12 protein-coding genes are annotated in these 15,851 nt (G+C 73.8%); 11 read left to right on the top strand and 1 reads right to left on the bottom strand.

Going from position 1 to position 15,851, the window contains the following annotated elements; genetic code table 11:
• Window positions 1-247: 247 nt before the first annotated feature.
• From FRADC12_RS32080 to pspM, 11 genes are all read left to right on the top strand, one after another.
• Window positions 248-421 carry a hypothetical protein gene (locus FRADC12_RS32080; protein ID WP_232304216.1) on the top strand — a complete coding sequence of 58 codons (174 nt, stop codon included), beginning with the start codon at window positions 248-250 and terminating at the stop codon, window positions 419-421.
• A 328-nt stretch (window positions 422-749) separates the two neighbouring features.
• Window positions 750-1,757: a 4-hydroxy-tetrahydrodipicolinate synthase gene (dapA, locus tag FRADC12_RS07195; RefSeq protein ID WP_045876063.1), complete on the top strand. Its 1,008-nt coding sequence runs from the start codon at window positions 750-752 to the stop codon at window positions 1,755-1,757.
• Entirely contained in the window at window positions 1,754-3,439 is a 1,686-nt protein-coding gene (locus FRADC12_RS07190; protein ID WP_045876062.1) for a ribonuclease J, read from the top strand. Before dapA ends, FRADC12_RS07190 begins: the two co-directional genes overlap by 4 nt.
• Before the next feature lie 465 nt (window positions 3,440-3,904).
• Complete coding sequence (locus FRADC12_RS07185) at window positions 3,905-6,646, top strand: DNA translocase FtsK (RefSeq protein WP_198152817.1); 2,742 nt, start codon at window positions 3,905-3,907, stop codon at window positions 6,644-6,646.
• Between the two features lie 221 nt (window positions 6,647-6,867).
• On the top strand, window positions 6,868-7,758 hold the full coding sequence (locus tag FRADC12_RS07180; RefSeq protein ID WP_157488737.1) for a helix-turn-helix domain-containing protein: 891 nt from the start codon (window positions 6,868-6,870) through the stop codon (window positions 7,756-7,758).
• Window positions 7,759-7,845: 87 nt separating this feature from the next.
• Window positions 7,846-9,378 carry a MiaB/RimO family radical SAM methylthiotransferase gene (locus FRADC12_RS07175; RefSeq protein WP_045876061.1) on the top strand — a complete coding sequence of 511 codons (1,533 nt, stop codon included), beginning with the start codon at window positions 7,846-7,848 and terminating at the stop codon, window positions 9,376-9,378.
• The gene (locus tag FRADC12_RS07170; RefSeq protein WP_157488736.1) at window positions 9,375-10,163 is read left to right on the top strand and encodes a CDP-alcohol phosphatidyltransferase family protein; all 789 of its coding nucleotides are present in this window, start codon (window positions 9,375-9,377) and stop codon (window positions 10,161-10,163) included. The genes FRADC12_RS07175 and FRADC12_RS07170 overlap by 4 nt, the downstream gene beginning before the upstream one ends.
• Window positions 10,153-11,448: a competence/damage-inducible protein A gene (locus FRADC12_RS07165; protein WP_045879206.1), complete on the top strand. Its 1,296-nt coding sequence runs from the start codon at window positions 10,153-10,155 to the stop codon at window positions 11,446-11,448. The genes FRADC12_RS07170 and FRADC12_RS07165 overlap by 11 nt, the downstream gene beginning before the upstream one ends.
• A 386-nt stretch (window positions 11,449-11,834) precedes the next feature.
• Window positions 11,835-12,152 carry a helix-turn-helix domain-containing protein gene (locus FRADC12_RS07160; RefSeq protein ID WP_045876060.1) on the top strand — a complete coding sequence of 106 codons (318 nt, stop codon included), beginning with the start codon at window positions 11,835-11,837 and terminating at the stop codon, window positions 12,150-12,152.
• A 213-nt stretch (window positions 12,153-12,365) separates the two neighbouring features.
• Window positions 12,366-13,253: a PspA/IM30 family protein gene (locus tag FRADC12_RS07155; RefSeq protein ID WP_045876059.1), complete on the top strand. Its 888-nt coding sequence runs from the start codon at window positions 12,366-12,368 to the stop codon at window positions 13,251-13,253.
• A gap of 197 nt (window positions 13,254-13,450) precedes the next feature.
• Window positions 13,451-14,311: a phage shock envelope stress response protein PspM gene (gene pspM, locus FRADC12_RS07150; RefSeq protein ID WP_045876058.1), complete on the top strand. Its 861-nt coding sequence runs from the start codon at window positions 13,451-13,453 to the stop codon at window positions 14,309-14,311.
• Here pspM and FRADC12_RS07145 read toward each other — a convergent pair.
• Window positions 14,308-15,849, bottom strand: coding sequence for an MFS transporter (locus tag FRADC12_RS07145; RefSeq protein ID WP_045876057.1), 1,542 nt, complete (start codon window positions 15,847-15,849; stop codon window positions 14,308-14,310). The genes pspM and FRADC12_RS07145 overlap by 4 nt on opposite strands.
• Window positions 15,850-15,851: the final 2 nt, after the last annotated feature.

Raw genomic sequence — 15,851 nt, 5'->3', positions numbered from 1 at the left:
TCTCAGCGTGAGATGCGGGCGCCGGCTCGCCGAACGTTTCCTCGGCCCGGCCGGGTCGCGCACCGGCCGGTCTCCGAAGGCCGGGTCACCCGGTGGGACCGGTTTCGCCAGCGTGCCGGCCCGGGCCGGCAGGCCGGTATCGGTGACGGCGTCGTCGCGGCACGGTAGCCTGATCTGGACCCGACCCCGGACCTGCCGGCTGTACCTCGTCGATCGGGCGGGCGTCCGGCATTCGACGGATGGACCGGTGATCATGCCCAAGAACTTTGGCCTCGGCGTCACGGTGCGCACTCCGCGGGCCGGCGGTCACGCGCTGGTTCGCCTGGCCCGCCGCGACCTCTGGCAGCGGCTCGACCGGAGCATGATCTCCAGGGTGCGCGGCGCCCGGTCCGAGCCAGGAGCCGGCCAGCACACGCGCTGACCGGCCGGGTTCGGGCGGTCCCCGCCGCTTGGGGGCAATGCCGACAGCCGGAGGCGGTGCCCCCGGCTTGGGAGGCCTGGGCCGGCTCGCGCGGCCGGTGCGAAGAGATCGGGCACCGTATCGTCGGGGTGTCCGCGGTCTCGTCCAGCGTCGACCGGCCGCGGCCGGGACCGTGGGCGCGTCCTGGCCGCCGGCGGGAGAATGAGACCTGCCCCGCGGCGCCGGCGCGCCGACGGCCGGGCGGGGTGCGACCGTGCGCGGGCCTGGCCCCGTGGGTGGACGGGCCCGGGTAGGCGGCGCGTCGTCGCCTGGATTGGAGCCGAGCGGAATGTCGGAGGTGCCAGCTAGCGTGGCCGGTATGTCAGTGTTGCCCCCAGCGCCGTTCGGGCGTCTGCTCACCGCGATGGTGACGCCGTTCGACAGCGACGGTGGGCTCGACCTCGACGGCGCGGCGGCGCTGGCCACGCACCTGGTGGACGCGGGCAGCGACGGCCTGGTGATCAGTGGGACCACCGGCGAGTCACCGACCACCTCCGACGCGGAGAAGGACCAGCTGCTGCGGGCCGTGCTCGCCGCCGTCGGTGACCGGGCGAGCGTCATCGCCGGCGTGGGCACCTACGACACCCACCACACCATCGAACTGGCCGGCGCGGCCGAACGAGCCGGCGCCCACGGGCTGCTCGTCGTCACGCCGTACTACAGCAAGCCGCCGCAGGCCGGGCTCGCCCGGCATTTCCGGTCGGTCGCCGACGCGACCGGGCTGCCGGTGATGATCTACGATATTCCGGGCCGGTCCGGCGTCCCGGTGGCGACCGAGACGATGCTCGCCCTGGCCGAGCATCGGAACATCGTCGCGGTGAAGGACGCGAAGGCCGACCTGGAGGCGTCCGCGCGGGTCATCGCCGAGACCGACCTCGCCTACTACTCCGGCGACGACGCGCTCACGCTGCCGCTGCTCGCAGTCGGCGCCGTCGGCCTGGTCAGCGTGGTCGCGCATGTGGGGGCGCCGGCGCTGCGGGCCATGATCGCCGCGTTCGACGCCGGCGACCCGGTGACCGCCCGGGAGCTGCACCAGCGGCTACTACCGATCTTCAAGGGAATTTTCAGAACGCAGGGAGTGATCACAACGAAGGCCGCTCTGACCCTCGCCGGCCTGCCCGGCGGGCCGGTCCGCTCACCACTCGTCGACGCCACGGCGGACGAGATCGCCCAGCTGACGCTCGACCTCGCCGCCTCGGCGCTCACACCACCCGCGGACCTGCCCATCGCGATGGCCGGGGTCACTACCCGGCCGGCGCAGCCGACCTGGGCGGCCCGAGGGGCGGCTGCCTCATGAGCCACCCGCATCCGGGGCTGAGCGCCCCGCCGCCGCTGCCCGCCGAGGGCCTGCGGATCATCGCCCTCGGCGGTCTCGGTGAGATCGGCCGGAACATGACGGTCTTCGAACACGCGGGCCGGCTGCTCATCGTCGACTGCGGCGTGCTGTTCCCGGAGACCGACCAGCCCGGCGTCGACCTGATCCTTCCGGACTTCACCGCCATCCGGGACCGCCTCGACGACATTGAGGCGGTAATCCTCACGCACGCACACGAGGACCACATCGGCGCGGTGCCCTACCTGCTGCGCGAGCGGGCGGACATCCCGCTGGTCGGGACGCGGCTGACGCTGGCGCTGATGGTCGCCAAACTGCAGGAGCACCGGATCAAGCCGGTCACCCTCCAGATCACCGAGGAGGAGCGGCACAGCTTCGGGCCGTTCGACCTCGAGTTCTTCGCGGTCAACCACTCCATCCCGGACGCGGTCGCCGTCGCGATCCGCACCGCCGCCGGCCTGGTGCTGCACACCGGCGACTTCAAGATGGACCAGCTGCCGCTCGACGGCCGGCTCACCGACCTCGGCGGCTTCGCGCGGCTGGGTGCCGAGGGCGTCGACCTGCTGATGTCGGACTCGACGAACGCCGAGGTCCCCGGGTTCGTCACGTCCGAGCGCGAGATCGCCCCGGTGCTCGACGGCGTGTTCCGCGAGGCCGGCAAGCGGATCATCGTGGCCTGTTTCGCGAGCCATGTCCACCGCGTCCAGCAGGTCCTCGACGCCGCCGAGGCGCACGGCCGCTCGGTCGCGTTCATCGGCCGCTCGATGGTCCGCAACATGGGGGTCGCCCGCGACCTGGGCCTGCTCCGGGTGCCGCCGGGCCTGATCATCGACGCCCGCGACGTCGAGTCGCTGCCGGACCGGAACATCTGCCTGATCTCCACCGGGTCCCAGGGGGAGCCGCTCTCGGCGCTGTCCCGGATGGCCAACCGCGACCACGCGATCCGGATCGAGGCCGGCGACACCGTCGTGCTCGCCTCCAGCCTGATCCCGGGCAACGAGGAGTCGGTCTACCGGGTCATCAACGGGCTGACCAGGTGGGGCGCCAAGGTCGTCCACAAGGGCGTCGCCAAGGTGCACACCTCCGGCCACGCGCCGGCCGGCGAGCTGCTCTACGTGCTGAACGCGACCAGGCCGTCGAACATGATGCCCGTGCACGGCGAGTGGCGGCACCTGCGGGCGCACGGCGTGCTCGCCGAGCTGACCGGCCTGCCGCCGGAGCGGATCGTCCTCGCCGAGGACGGCATGGTCGTCGACCTGGTCGAGGGCCAGGCGTCGATCACGGGCGTCGTGCCGTGCGGCTACGTCTACGTCGACGGCCTGGCCGTGGGCGACGTCCGTGAGTCGAGCCTGAAGGACCGGCGGATCCTCGGTGAGGAGGGCTTCATCACGATCACCGCCGTGGTGGACGCCGCCGCGGGGAAGGTCGTCGCCGGCCCGGAACTGATGGCGCGCGGCTTCTCCGACGACAAGGTCGCCTTCGACAAGGTGCGCAAGCTGATAAACGACGGCCTGGCCGACGGCATGCGCAACGGCATGACCGACGTCAACGCGCTCCAACAGCTGGTCCGCCGCATCGTCGGCCGCTGGGTGAGCGACAACTACCGCCGCCGCCCCATGATCATCCCGGTGGTCGTCGAGGTCTGACCCTCGTCTGGGCTGAGGCAGCAGGCACATCAAGATCCCCGTTTCGGCCCCCGGGTGGTTGTAGGTCAGCCTGACCCCGACCACCGGGGGCCGAAAGCGTGCTGGCGGCCTGGGCTGCCGCGTCCTCGTCAGTCCGCGGCCGTCGAGCTGGCGTGGTGAGCCTGGCGGCGGGCGGCGCGTTGGAGATCAAACCCGCCGAGCAGGATGAGGATGAAGACGAACAGGCCGAGCAGGAGAGCGTGGTCGGCCGCCGCATAGTCATACGCCCGGATGCGGGAGAAGCCGAGGGGCGAGACGGCAACGCCGGTGACGCTGAACGCCGCCAGCCATCCGGGCCTGAAGACGCTGAGTGCCGCCGTGGCCCGAGGACTCGGCGCTCACGCGGGAGCGCCGAGGCGGGCCAGCCCGGCCGCGGAGTCGAGACCGCCGCCCACAATGATCGGCGGCGCGCCCGGAAGGTCGGGGATGCGTGGAGTGGCGGAAGCCCCGCTGTACCGTGCTCGCGTGGCCACACGCACGACCGGGGCGGGCGCTCGACCCCGGGAGGGATCCGCCGCGTCCCGGTCCTCCGGCAGCGGCAGCCGGTCGGCGGCCCGCGGCGCGGGTGCGAGCCGTCCGTCGGGCGGCTCCGGCGGCGGCCGAGGCAAGTCCGCCAAGACGCCGTGGTCGCTCGCGCTGACGTTCTGGCTGCTGCGCGGGGTCGTCCGGCTGTGGCAGGCGATCGCGACGATGTTCGGCTCCTCGCTGCGCCATGTCCGGCGCGGCGGCAAGGAGCTGTGGATCGAGCCGGAGCACCGGCGTGACGGCGCCGGGCTCGCGTCACTCGGCGCCGCCATCCTGACCATGGCGGCGGTCTGGTTCCACGCCGCCGGGCCGGTCGGCTCCGGCCTCGACCTCGTGCTGCGGCTGCTGTTCGGTGCTGGTGCGCTGTTGCTGCCGCTGATCGGGCTGGTGGCCGCGTGGCGGCTGGTGCGGGCGCCGGCGGACCCGGGCAGCCGTGGCCGGGTCGTCATCGGCTGGGCCGCGACAGCGCTCGGGACGCTGGGCTTCTACCACATCGTGCGGGGCATTCCGGACTTCACCGGCGGTACCCATCGGCTGCGCGCCGCCGGGGGTACAGCGGGCTTCGTCGCCTCCTCGCCGCTGGCCGCCGCCGTGACCCCGTATGTCGCGGCGCCACTGCTGATCCTCCTGGCCCTGTTCGGAATCCTGGTGGTCACCCGGACTCCGCTGCGGCAGGTGCCGGTGGTCTTCCGCGGTCTCGCCGACCGGCTGGCCACCGGGCTGCGCGAGGATGCCGCCGCCGGCCGAGGCCGTGGCCGAGCGGCCGCCGACCGGCCCGGCGCCGGCGCGGACGATCTTGACGACGGGGCCGGGCTCGCGGACGAGCTGCTCTCCAGAGGCTCCGGGGCGGGCGAGACCGCTGCCCCGGCCGGCCGTAGCCGGGGCCGGTCTCGGGGCAGCCGCGCCAGCAGGTCGGTAGACGACGTGTACGACATCGACGCCGCCGCCGGCCGCGGGCGGGTCCCACCGCCGGACGGGCACGGCCCCGCGGTCGAGGCCGGCGACATCCTCGATCTCGACCTGGGCCTCGACCTCGGCCCCGGCCTGGAAGCCGCGGAGGCCGAGCCGGCCCCACCGGCCGCCACCCGGCGCCCGCCACGCCAGCGCAACCCGGCCGCAGGCACGGCCGCCGCCGCGGACGACGAGATCGAGCACCTGGTGCCCGTGCCGGTCGAGGGCGACTACGTGCTCCCGTCGCCGACGCTGCTGAAGTCCGGCACGCCGCCGAAGCTGCGCTCGGCCGCGACGGACGCGGTGATCGCCTCGCTGACGGATGTCCTCACCCAGTTCAAGGTGGACGCCCGGGTCACCGGCTTCACCCGCGGCCCGACGGTGACCCGCTACGAGGTCGAGCTGGGCCCGGCGGTCAAGGTCGAGCGGATCACCCAGCTCGGGAAGAACATCGCCTACGCGGTCAAGAGCCCCGACGTCCGGATCATCAGCCCGATCCCGGGCAAGAGCGCCGTCGGCATCGAGATCCCGAACACGGACCGGGAGCTGGTCTCGCTCGGCGACGTGCTGCGCAGCGCGGACGCGACGGGCAACCCGGCCCCGCTGCTCGTCGGCCTCGGCAAGGACATCGAGGGCGGCTACGTCCTCGCGAACCTCGCGAAGATGCCGCACATCCTCATCGCGGGCGCCACGGGCGCCGGCAAGTCGACCTGTATCAACACGCTCATCACGAGCGTGTTGGCGCGTGCCACCCCCGATCAGGTGCGGATGGTGCTCGTCGACCCAAAACGTGTCGAATTGACGAGCTATCAGGGAATTCCGCATCTCATCACCCCCATCATCACGAACCCGAAAAAGGCGTCCGACGCGCTGCAGTGGGTCGTGAAGGAGATGGAAAACCGATACGAGGACCTAGCAGCCTGCGGCGTTCGCCATGTGGACGACTTCAACCGCAAGGTGCGAAACGGTGAGATCGTCGCGCCGCCCGGCTCGGAGCGCGTCTACACGCCGTACCCGTACATCCTGACGATCGTCGACGAGCTCGCCGACCTGATGATGGTCGCTCCGCGTGACGTTGAGGACGCGATCTGTCGGATCACCGCGATGGCGCGGGCCGTCGGCATCCACCTGGTGCTCGCCACCCAGCGGCCGTCGGTCGACGTCGTCACCGGCCTGATCAAGGCCAACGTGCCGTCCCGGCTGGCGTTCGCGACCGCGTCCCTGGCCGACAGCCGGACCATCCTCGACCAGGCCGGCGCCGAGAAGCTGGTCGGCCTGGGCGACGCGCTCTTCCTGCCGATGGGGGCCAGCAAGCCGGCCCGTATCCAGGGCGCCTACGTCTCCGAGGACGAGATCGCCGCGATCGTCGACCACACCAAGGAACAGGCGCAGCCGGCGTTCCGCGAGGACGTCTTCGAGGGGGAGGCCGGCCCCCGCAAGGAGATCGACGAGGAGATCGGCGACGACATGCAGCTGTTCCTGCAGGCCGTCGAGCTCGTCGTCAGCTCCCAGTTCGGCTCGACCTCGATGCTGCAGCGTAAGCTTCGGGTGGGTTTCGCGAAGGCGGGCCGGTTGATGGACCTGATGGAGAGCCGCGGGATCGTCGGGCCCACTGAGGGCTCTAAGGCCCGTGATGTCCTGGTGATGCCAGATGAGCTGGAAGGCCTTCTGGTTACGTTGCGGAGTGGCTGACGTCAGTCAGTTGGTCCTCTCGGGTCCCGTTGCGGGTTTCTACCGGCGGCGTTGAATCGTAAACTCAGACAACGTCTGTTCATCGCCGCTCGGCCGCTCTCACCCCGCGCTCCGTTGATCGTCATTGGCTGGCTGTCGCCCCCGCGCCGGTTGCCGATGTCGGGTCATCGGTGTCGCGGCAGCGCGGACCAGCGCCGGACGCGTGCGGAGGTTCGCCCGTGGTGGCTATCGACGAGCCGCGCGACCAGCGACGCGCCGAAAATCCCGGCCCGTCGCCGGACGGGCCGGCCGCGCAGCCGGTGACCGACCCGTCCTCGGGCGGCGCCGATCCGGCCGCCTCCCCAGGGGCGCGCCTGACCGCGGCGCGCGTCGCGGCCGGGATGTCGGTCGACGAGGTCAGCGCTCGCACCCGGATCCGGGCCACGCTGATCCGCCAGATGGAGGCAGACGACTTCGCAGCCGTCGGCGGCGCCGTCTATGCCCGCGGCCACATCCGCGGGATCGCCCGGGCGCTCGGCGCCGACCCGGAGCCGATCGTCGCGGCCTTCGCCGTGGCGCAGCCGGCTGGTGCGCCGCCGTCGCTGCGGGCGCCGACCAACTCGTTCGATCCGCTGCGCCACGGCGCCACCAGCGGGAGCAGCCGGCGGTGGGGGACCGCGATGGTCGTCGCCGCGGTCGTGTTCTGCGTCGTCCTCGTGTTCACCCTGCTGCGGCCCGGTCCGTCCCACGGCCGGCCCGGGGCGACGTCCAGCTCGCGAAGCCCGGTCGCCGCGGCCCCGGCGCGCCCGGCGCCCGCCCCGACGACGCCGGCGCCGACCGAGGTCAGCCTGCGGCTGCAGGCCGTGGGGGCGCCCAGCTGGCTGCAGGTCAGCGACGACTCGAACAAGGTGCTCTACCAGCAGATCCTCACGCAGGGCGCGTCCCAGACGCTGACCGCCAAGGCCATGCGGGTGCGGATCGGCAACGCGGGCGCGATGAGCCTGAACTGCAACGGCCACGATCTGGGCTCGCTCGGCGGTCCGGGCCAGGTGGTGACGGTGCAGCTCGGGCTGGGTGACGCCGGAGCGTGCAAGGTCGAGGGCGGCCCGGCATCGGCGGGACCGGCGCGCTGACCCTGCGCGGGGCCGGCCTGGATGTTCCACCGGTGTCCGGCCCGGGCGCTCGCGCGTCCGACCGGTCCGGCCCGGTAGCCTGATCTGGTGCCCGCTGGTCAAGCCCACCGCGTCGCTCTGGTCACGCTGGGTTGTTCGCGTAACGAGGTCGACTCGGAGGAACTCGCCGCCCGGCTCGCCGCCGGCGGGTTCCAGCTGGTCGACGATGCTGCCGACGCCGACGCGGTGCTGGTGAACACCTGCGGTTTCGTCGACGTCGCGAAGAAGGACTCGATCGACGCGCTGCTCGCCGCCGACGGGCTGCGCGGCGACGGCGGGAGCGGTCCGGGCCCCCAGGCCGTCGTCGCGGTCGGCTGCCTCGCCGAGCGGTACGGCGCCGAGCTCGCCGAGAGCCTGCCCGAGGCCGACGCCGTCCTCGGCTTCGACGCCTACCCCGACATCGCGGACCGGCTGTCCGCAGTGCTGGCTGGCAACCGGCCGGCCGCGCACGTGCCGCGGGACCGCCGGTCGCTGCTGCCGATCTCTCCGGTCGAACGTGGTCAGGCCGCGGCCGGCGTGGTCGTCCCGGGCCACGGCTCGCGGGCGGCCGAGAGCCTGGGCGCGGCGGTGGTGCGGCGACGGCTGGAGGACGGCCCGGTGGCGGCGCTGAAGATCTCCAGCGGCTGCGACCGGCGGTGCAGCTTCTGCGCGATCCCGTCGTTCCGCGGCTCCCACGTCTCCCGGCCGCCGCAGGACATCCTGGCCGAGGCCGAGTGGCTGGCCGGCCAGGGCGCCCGCGAGCTGGTGCTCGTCAGCGAGAACTCGACCTCCTACGGCAAGGACCTCGGCGACCTGCGTGCGCTGGAGAAGCTGCTGCCCCAGCTGGCCGCCATGCCCGGCATCGTCCGGGTCCGCACGGTGTACCTGCAGCCGGCCGAGACCCGCCCGTCGCTGCTCGAGGTGCTGCTGACGACTCCGGGGGCCGCGCCCTACCTGGACCTGTCGTTCCAGCACGCGAGCCCGTCCGTACTGCGCCGGATGCGCCGGTTCGGTGGTTCGGCCGACTTCCTCGACCTGCTGCGCCGCGGCCGGGACCTGGCGCCCGCGCTCGGCGCCCGGTCGAACTTCATCGTCGGCTTTCCCGGCGAGACGGCCGAGGACCTCGACATCCTCGCAGACTTCCTCGAACAGGCCGACCTCGACGCGATCGGGATCTTCGGGTACTCGGACGAGGACGGTACCGAGGCCGTCCGCCTGCCTGACAAGCTTCCCGACGGCGAGATCGAGGACCGGCGTGCCCGGATCGCCGACCTCGTCGAACAACTCACGGCCGCCCGCGCCGAGCGCCGGGTGGGCGAGATCGTCGAGGTCCTCGTCGAGGAGATCGACGAGGACGAGGGTGGCGGCGCCGGGGCGGCCCAGATCGCCTACGGCAGTGCCGGGCACCAGCAGCGTGACGCCGACGGCGCCTGTTCCGTGCGGCTGGCGGCGGGTGCTGGCGGCGAGCCCGTGGCCGTCGGTGACCTGGTGGCGGCCCGCGTGGTCGGGGCCGAGGGCGTCGATCTGGTCACCGAGCTCGTCGAGGTGGTGGACCGGGCCCGCGGCGTGCCGGAGCCGGTCGCCGCCGGAGCACGTCCGTGACGATCGCCGGCATGGCCGGCGGCGCCTCGGCGCCGGACGGCGAGGCCGCCTTGTCAGCGGGCACCGGGCCCGTCGACGCCGCCGCGTTGGCGGGCACCGTGCCCGTCGTCGGCGCGGCCACCGGGGCCGCCGGCGAGCTCGCCGGCCCGGGCGCCGACCCGGTCGCGTCGGGGGCGCGACTGCTCAACATCGCGAACATTCTGACGATCATGCGCCTCGTCCTGGTGCCGGTGTTCGTCGTGTTCCTGTTCGTCGGGCCGCATGAGGACGTCTGGCGGCTCGCCGCGTTCGCGGCCTACGCCGTCGCGGCCGTCACCGACCAGATCGACGGTGCGGTCGCCCGCAAGCACGGCCTGGTGACCGAGTTCGGGGCGTTCGTCGACCCGGTCGCGGACAAGGCGCTGACCGGCGCCGCGCTGGTGTCGTTGTCGATCCTGAACGAGATCCCGTGGGTGGTCACCGCGGTGATCGTGCTGCGCGAACTGGGCGTGACGCTGCTACGGCTGTGGGTCATCAGGCACGGGGTGATCGCGGCCAGCCGCGGCGGCAAGCTGAAGACGTTGCTGCTGAACATCTCGCTCGGGCTGGCGGTGCTGCCGCTCACGGGCCTCGCGGCGGACGTCAGCAAGGCGGTGCTCGCCGTCGCGCTGGTCGTGGCCGTCGCCACGGGCATCGACTACGTCGCCCGGGCGCTGAAGCTTCGGAACACCTCCAGAGCGGCGCGCCAGCCGGCCGAGGCCGGGCAGGCACCGGATGGGTCAGGACGGGGCGTCGATGCTGGCTGAGGTCGTCGCGGTCGGCGACGAGCTGCTCTACGGCGACATCATCAACGGCAACGCGGCCTGGCTGGGCCGCCAGCTCGCCGATGTGGGCGTCCGGGTCGAGCGGTCGGTGGTCGTCGGTGACGACGTGGCGGTCATCGAGCAGGCGGTGCGTGCCGCGGCCGGCCGGGCGGACGTCGTCGTCGTCACCGGCGGCCTGGGCCCGACGCAGGACGACCTCACCCGGGAGGGCATCGCCGCGGCCGCCGGGGTGGGGCTGCGCCGCGACGACTTCGTCGAGGCCCAGCTGCGCCGGCGGTTCCGGGAGCTGGGCCGCCAGGTGCCCGACATGAACTACCGGCAGGCCGACCTGCCCGAGGGTGCCGAGCCGCTGCCGAACGTCCCGGGGACCGCTCCCGGCGTCCGCGTGGAGATCGGCCCGGCGGTGGCCTACGCGCTGCCGGGCGTGCCGCACGAGATGTACGCGATGTTCACCGCCAGCGTGCTGCCGGACCTGCTGCGCCGCGCCGGCCAGCCCGCGGTCGTCGTGCACCGGGTGCTGCGCACGGCCGGAATCTGGGAGTCGGCCGTCGCCGAGGCGGTGGCCGGCGAGGTCGAGCGCCTGCGCGGGGTGGGGAACCCCACGATCGCCTTCCTCGCCAGCGGCGGGCAGACCCGGATGCGGATCACGGCGCGGGCCGGCGACCGGGCCGAGGCCGACCGGCTGATCGCGCCGGTCGAGGCCGCGGCGCGCGCCGCGCTCGGCCCGGCCGTCTACGGCGTCGACGACGAGACGCTCGCCGGCGTGGTCGGCCGGCAGCTGACCACCCGGACCGGCACGATCGCCGTCGCCGAGTCGCTCACCGGGGGTCGGCTGGCCGCCGCGTTCACCGAGACGCCCGGTGCCTCCGCCTACTTCCGCGGTGGCGTGGTCGTCTACGCCACCGACTCGAAGGCGTCCGTCCTCGGCGTCGACCCGGAGGTCCTCGCGACCGACGGTGCCGTGTCGGCGCGCGCCGCGGCAGCCCTCGCCGTCGGCGTCCGGGACCTGTTCGGCGCTACGTGGGGGCTCGCGACGACGGGTGTCGCGGGTCCGGACGAGCAGGAGGGCAAGCCCGTCGGCACGCTGCACCTGGGCCTGGCCGGCCCGGACCGCACGACGACCCGATCGCTGCGCCTGCCCGGGGACCGGCCGCGCATCCAGGCCTTCGCGGTTGTCCAGGCGCTGGACGTGTTACGGCGTACGCTCTCGGGACTCCCAATGGCAGGCACCGGGCCGTCGGGAGCCGTGGAGCTTCCGGACAGGTAGCGGTCGAGGAAGCGCGGTCATGACGAACCTCCACTATGATCGCGAGATGAGCCCGCAGGCCGCGTCCCGGCGCAGTGGGGGCGTGCCGAGCGCGGTCGTAAGGCCCAGCAGGCTCCCGACCGCCGCCGGGCGGAATGCGCGGGCGCGACGGCTCGCACGGCCCGAGCGGCGAATCGGTCGTGTAGTCGGAATGAGAACACGGGATGTCCAGGCCATCCGTGGTGAGGCCTCGGGCGGTCACGGCCTCGGGCGGCCGGCGCAAAGGGAATCCCCGGTCTTCGGTCCGGGTTGCTCGATGAACAGCTACGGTCCCGTTAACGACGGCCCGGCGGCCGCGGCGGTAGGTATACGGTGAAGCTCAGCCCGTGGACGAAGGGGGAGGCGCGATGGTCCTGCTCCGACGCATGATCGGCGAGGCGCTCCGCCGCCGCCGCCAGGATCAGCACCGCACGCTGCGCGAGGTGTCCTCAGCGGCGCGGGTCTCGCTCGGTTACCTGTCCGAGGTCGAGCGAGGGCAGAAGGAGGCCAGTTCCGAGCTGCTCGCGTCGATCTGCGACGCGCTCGGCGTCCGGCTGGCCGATCTGCTCCGCGAGGTCAGTGACGACGTGGAGCTCGCCGAGCTCGCGGCCGACACCCCGCGGGTCGGCGCTCCGATCGTGGTGTCCGCCCGCCCGCCGGCCCCGATGGTCGACCGCGCCGCCTAGGTCTTTTTCGCGCTTTCATCAGCCGGTGGCCAGCGCAGGGTAGGGCTGCCGCGTTTGTTCCGGTTTGGCTGATATGTGTGCCCAGGTGGGCACCGCTTTGGCTGAGTGTTCTGCCTGGTCAGCGGCGCGAGTGTCCGATCTCGGACATATCTCGCGCGGGCGACCTGGGCCGCGGGGGGTTTCTCCGGCGCCGGGACGTGCGACGATCGGAGCATGGCGAATGTCGTCCGGCGGGCCTTCCGCTATCTGTCGGCGTCGGCGAACCGGAAGTTCGACGAGAAGGCCGATCCGCGGGTGCAGATCGACCAGGCCATCGACGAGAGCCGCCGCCAGCACGAGGCGCTGCGCCAGCAGGCCGCCCTCGTGCTCGGCAACCAGCGTCAGCTGGAAATGCGGATGGCCCGCCAGATCGAGAACGTCGCGAACCTCACCGAGTCGGCCCGTACCGCGCTGACCTTCGCCGACGACGCGCGGGTGGCCGGCGACGCGGCGGCGGCCGCCCAGTACGAGCAGACCGCGCAGACGTTCGCCAGCGAACTGGTCTCCGCCGAGTCGGCCCTGGAGGACATGCGCACGCTGCACCTGCAGGCCGAGCAGTCCAGCAGCTTGGCGCGCCGCGCGGTCGACGACAACACCGACCGGCTACGCCAGCAGCTCGCCGAGCGGGCGCGGCTGCTGACCCAGATCGAGCACGCCGCGATGCGCGAGCAGATGAGCAAGGCCATGGAGTCGATGTCGGAGCTCACCCCGGTTGGCGACACTCCGACGCTCGCGGAGATCAGGGAGAAGGTCGAGAAGCGGTACTCGGTCGCGATGGGCCGCCACGAGCTGGCGTCCTCCGGCGTCGAGGCGAGAATGCTGGAGGTCCGCCGGGCGAGCATCGACGCCCGGGCCACCAACCGGCTCGCCGAGCTGCGGGCCAGCCTGCCGGCCGGGCCCGCCGCGGCCCGCGGCGAGGCGGGCGGTCCGGCGCAGCAGGTAGCGTCCGGCGGCGACCGGGTCGCCCTCGGTAAGAGCGAGCAGCCTGGGCCGGGCACCTCCACCGCGCACGGCACGCCGGAGAACCAGAACGCCGCCGGTCCGACGCCCGAGAACCACTGAGCCAGCCCACGGGGGAACGGACGATGACCACACCGGGAGCCGGCCCGCCAGGCGCAGACCCGCTCGGGCCGCCTGGTCGAAACCCGTCGTGGTCGACACCCCAGTGGTCGCCGCCATACTCGGCCGGACCAGCCTGGCCGCCATACCCCGCTCAGCCCGGCGGCCCCGCCGCGGACACGTCCCAGCGGCGGCCCTGGATGCGGTTGGAGGGCTGGGACTGGCGCCGGACGCGGCCCAAGGTGCCCGACGCGGTCGGCGCCGACCTGGAACGGCGCGCTGCCTGGCGGGAGACCCGGGCGGCCGGCCGATATGTGCGCCGGGCGCACTGGACGGCGGGCTGGTGGGCAGCGTTCGGCATCGTCGCGGGCGGGGTCGGCGCCGCCGCCGACCTGTCGCAGTGGTGGCTGTGGCTGGCGGTCGGAGTGGGCGCCATGATCAACAGTGGCGGCTGGGCCGTGCACGCGGCGCGCTACCGGCTGCGCAACCCGGAGCTGCCGCTGCCGGCGGCGCCCGCTCCCGGCGTCCGGGCGCTGACCGGCTCGGCGGCGGCCGGCCCGCTGCGCCGCGGCGAGGCCGTGATCACGGCCTTCGTCGCGCTGTCGCGACCGCTGCCCCCGGGCCCGACCGCGGACGTCGTTCGAGACGCGATGGCCTCGGCCGCCGAGGTCGTCGACGGGCTGCGGATGCGGGCGAGCCGGGTGATCGCCTGCGAAGGGGCGGCCCGAGCGGTCACCGATCCGGCGGGGCGGGCCCAGATCACGGCCGCCGCGCGGGCCCTCGTCGGGGAGATGGAGGCCGCCCTGCGCGCGCTGGACGAGCTGGTCGCGGCGGCCGCGGAGGTCGTCGGCGCCGGTGCCGCGGCGGACGGCCTCCCACTGGCCACGCCCGGTGGCCCACCGCCGCTCGCCGGCTCCGGGCTGGGGATGTCGCCCGTCGACCTCGACCGGCTCGCCGCCCAGGCCGCGAACCTGCGCGGGTATGCCGCCGGCCTGCGTGAGCTGGCCGTGGGGCAGCCGGCCGCCGGCCTCCGGGGCACCTGGAAACCGCCTCAGGCTTAGTCGGCCACGCTGATCCCCGGTGCGGCTGGCTGCTCGGCGGCCAGCCTCGTGGCCGGCAGGCGCCGCGCCACGGCGACGCCCGTCAGGCCGACGGCGACCGAGAGCGTGAACGCGGCGGCCAGGCCGGCCGGCGACGCCGCCTGCACCGCCGAGTCCACGTGACCCCCCTGGCCGGCCGAGCTGGCGGCGGCCACGGCGACTCCGCCCAGACCGGTGCCGAACGCGGTGCCCAGGTTGTCGGCGAGGGAGACCGAGCCGCTCGCCGCTCCCTGGCGGTCGGGCGGGGCCGCGTTCAGCGCGACGTTCATGCACGGCGAGTAGGAGATGCCGATCCCGTACGCGGCCACCGACCACAGCGCGATGCCGACGGGCAGCGGGACGGCGGAGTCGAGCAGCGTCACGCCGGCTCCGGCGATACCGACGACCATGAGGCTCATCCCGGCCGTGACCAGGAACCGGGCGGAGTGGCGGGCGGCGAGCCTGGCCTGCGTCCACGACCCGCACGTCCAGATGATCGCGGCCGCGGTGACACCGATGCCCGCGACGCCCGTCGTCGAGTGCCGGTGCGAGGTGATGGTCAGCGGGAGGAAGGCCTCCGCGCCGAAGTAGACGAACGCGATCAGGCCGCGCGAGACCACCGCCGCGGGCGCCCCCGGGCTCGCGCGCAGCGCGCCGGTCGGCAGCAGCCGGCGCAGCGGCCCCAGGCCGCCCAGCAGCCCGGCCGCGACCAGCGGAATCCCGAGCAGAGAACGGCTGGTCAGCCCGGCGAGCACCAGGCCGGCTCCCACCGCGACCAGCACGGCCCGCAGCAGCGGCGTCCGTCCCGTCTCCTCGGGCGGCCAGATGTCGGCCACGGCGGCGGGGCGGGCGGGTCCGGTCAGCCCGTCGGCGGGGCGGACGGCGTCGGTCTCGGTGGGTCCCATGCCCAGCCGGCCCGCGGCGACGCGCATCGCGTAGACCGTGACGCCGCCGGCGAGCACGACCAGCGGGATCAGCCCGCCGAACACCCAGCGCCAGCCAGCCTGCTCCGCGACCACCGCGGCCACCGCGGGCCCACCGAGGCTGGGCACCACCCAGGCCGTGGAGATCACGGCGAACATCTTCGGCCGGACCTCGGCCGGGTACATCCGGCCGATCAGGGCCATGTTGATCGACGTCATCGCGCCCGCGCCGAGGCCCTGTAACCCCCGGCCGACGATCACGACGGGCATGCTGACCGCGGTGGCCGCGACCGCGAGGCCCAGTCCGAACGCCAGCAGGCCGCCGAGCAGGGGCCGGGCCGCTCCCGTCCGGTCCATCGCCGCTCCGGCGAGCACGGCGCCGACGACCGTGGTCAGGAAGAACGCGCCCGTGACCCAGCCGTACAGGTTCAGGCCGCGCAGATCGGCCGACATGGCGGGCGCGACGGTGAGCACGGCCAACGACTCGAAGGCGACGAGCGTGATGGTCGAGACCAGGCCGATGCTCAGCATCCGCAGCTCGGGGCCCCAGATCCGGGCCGCGGGCGCGGTACGAGGGCCGTCCGCCAGGGCGGTCACTC

Source organism: Pseudofrankia sp. DC12, from assembly GCF_000966285.1.
GTDB lineage: Bacteria > Actinomycetota > Actinomycetes > Frankiales > Frankiaceae > Pseudofrankia.
This window is presented reverse-complemented; position numbering and strand designations above follow the sequence as displayed.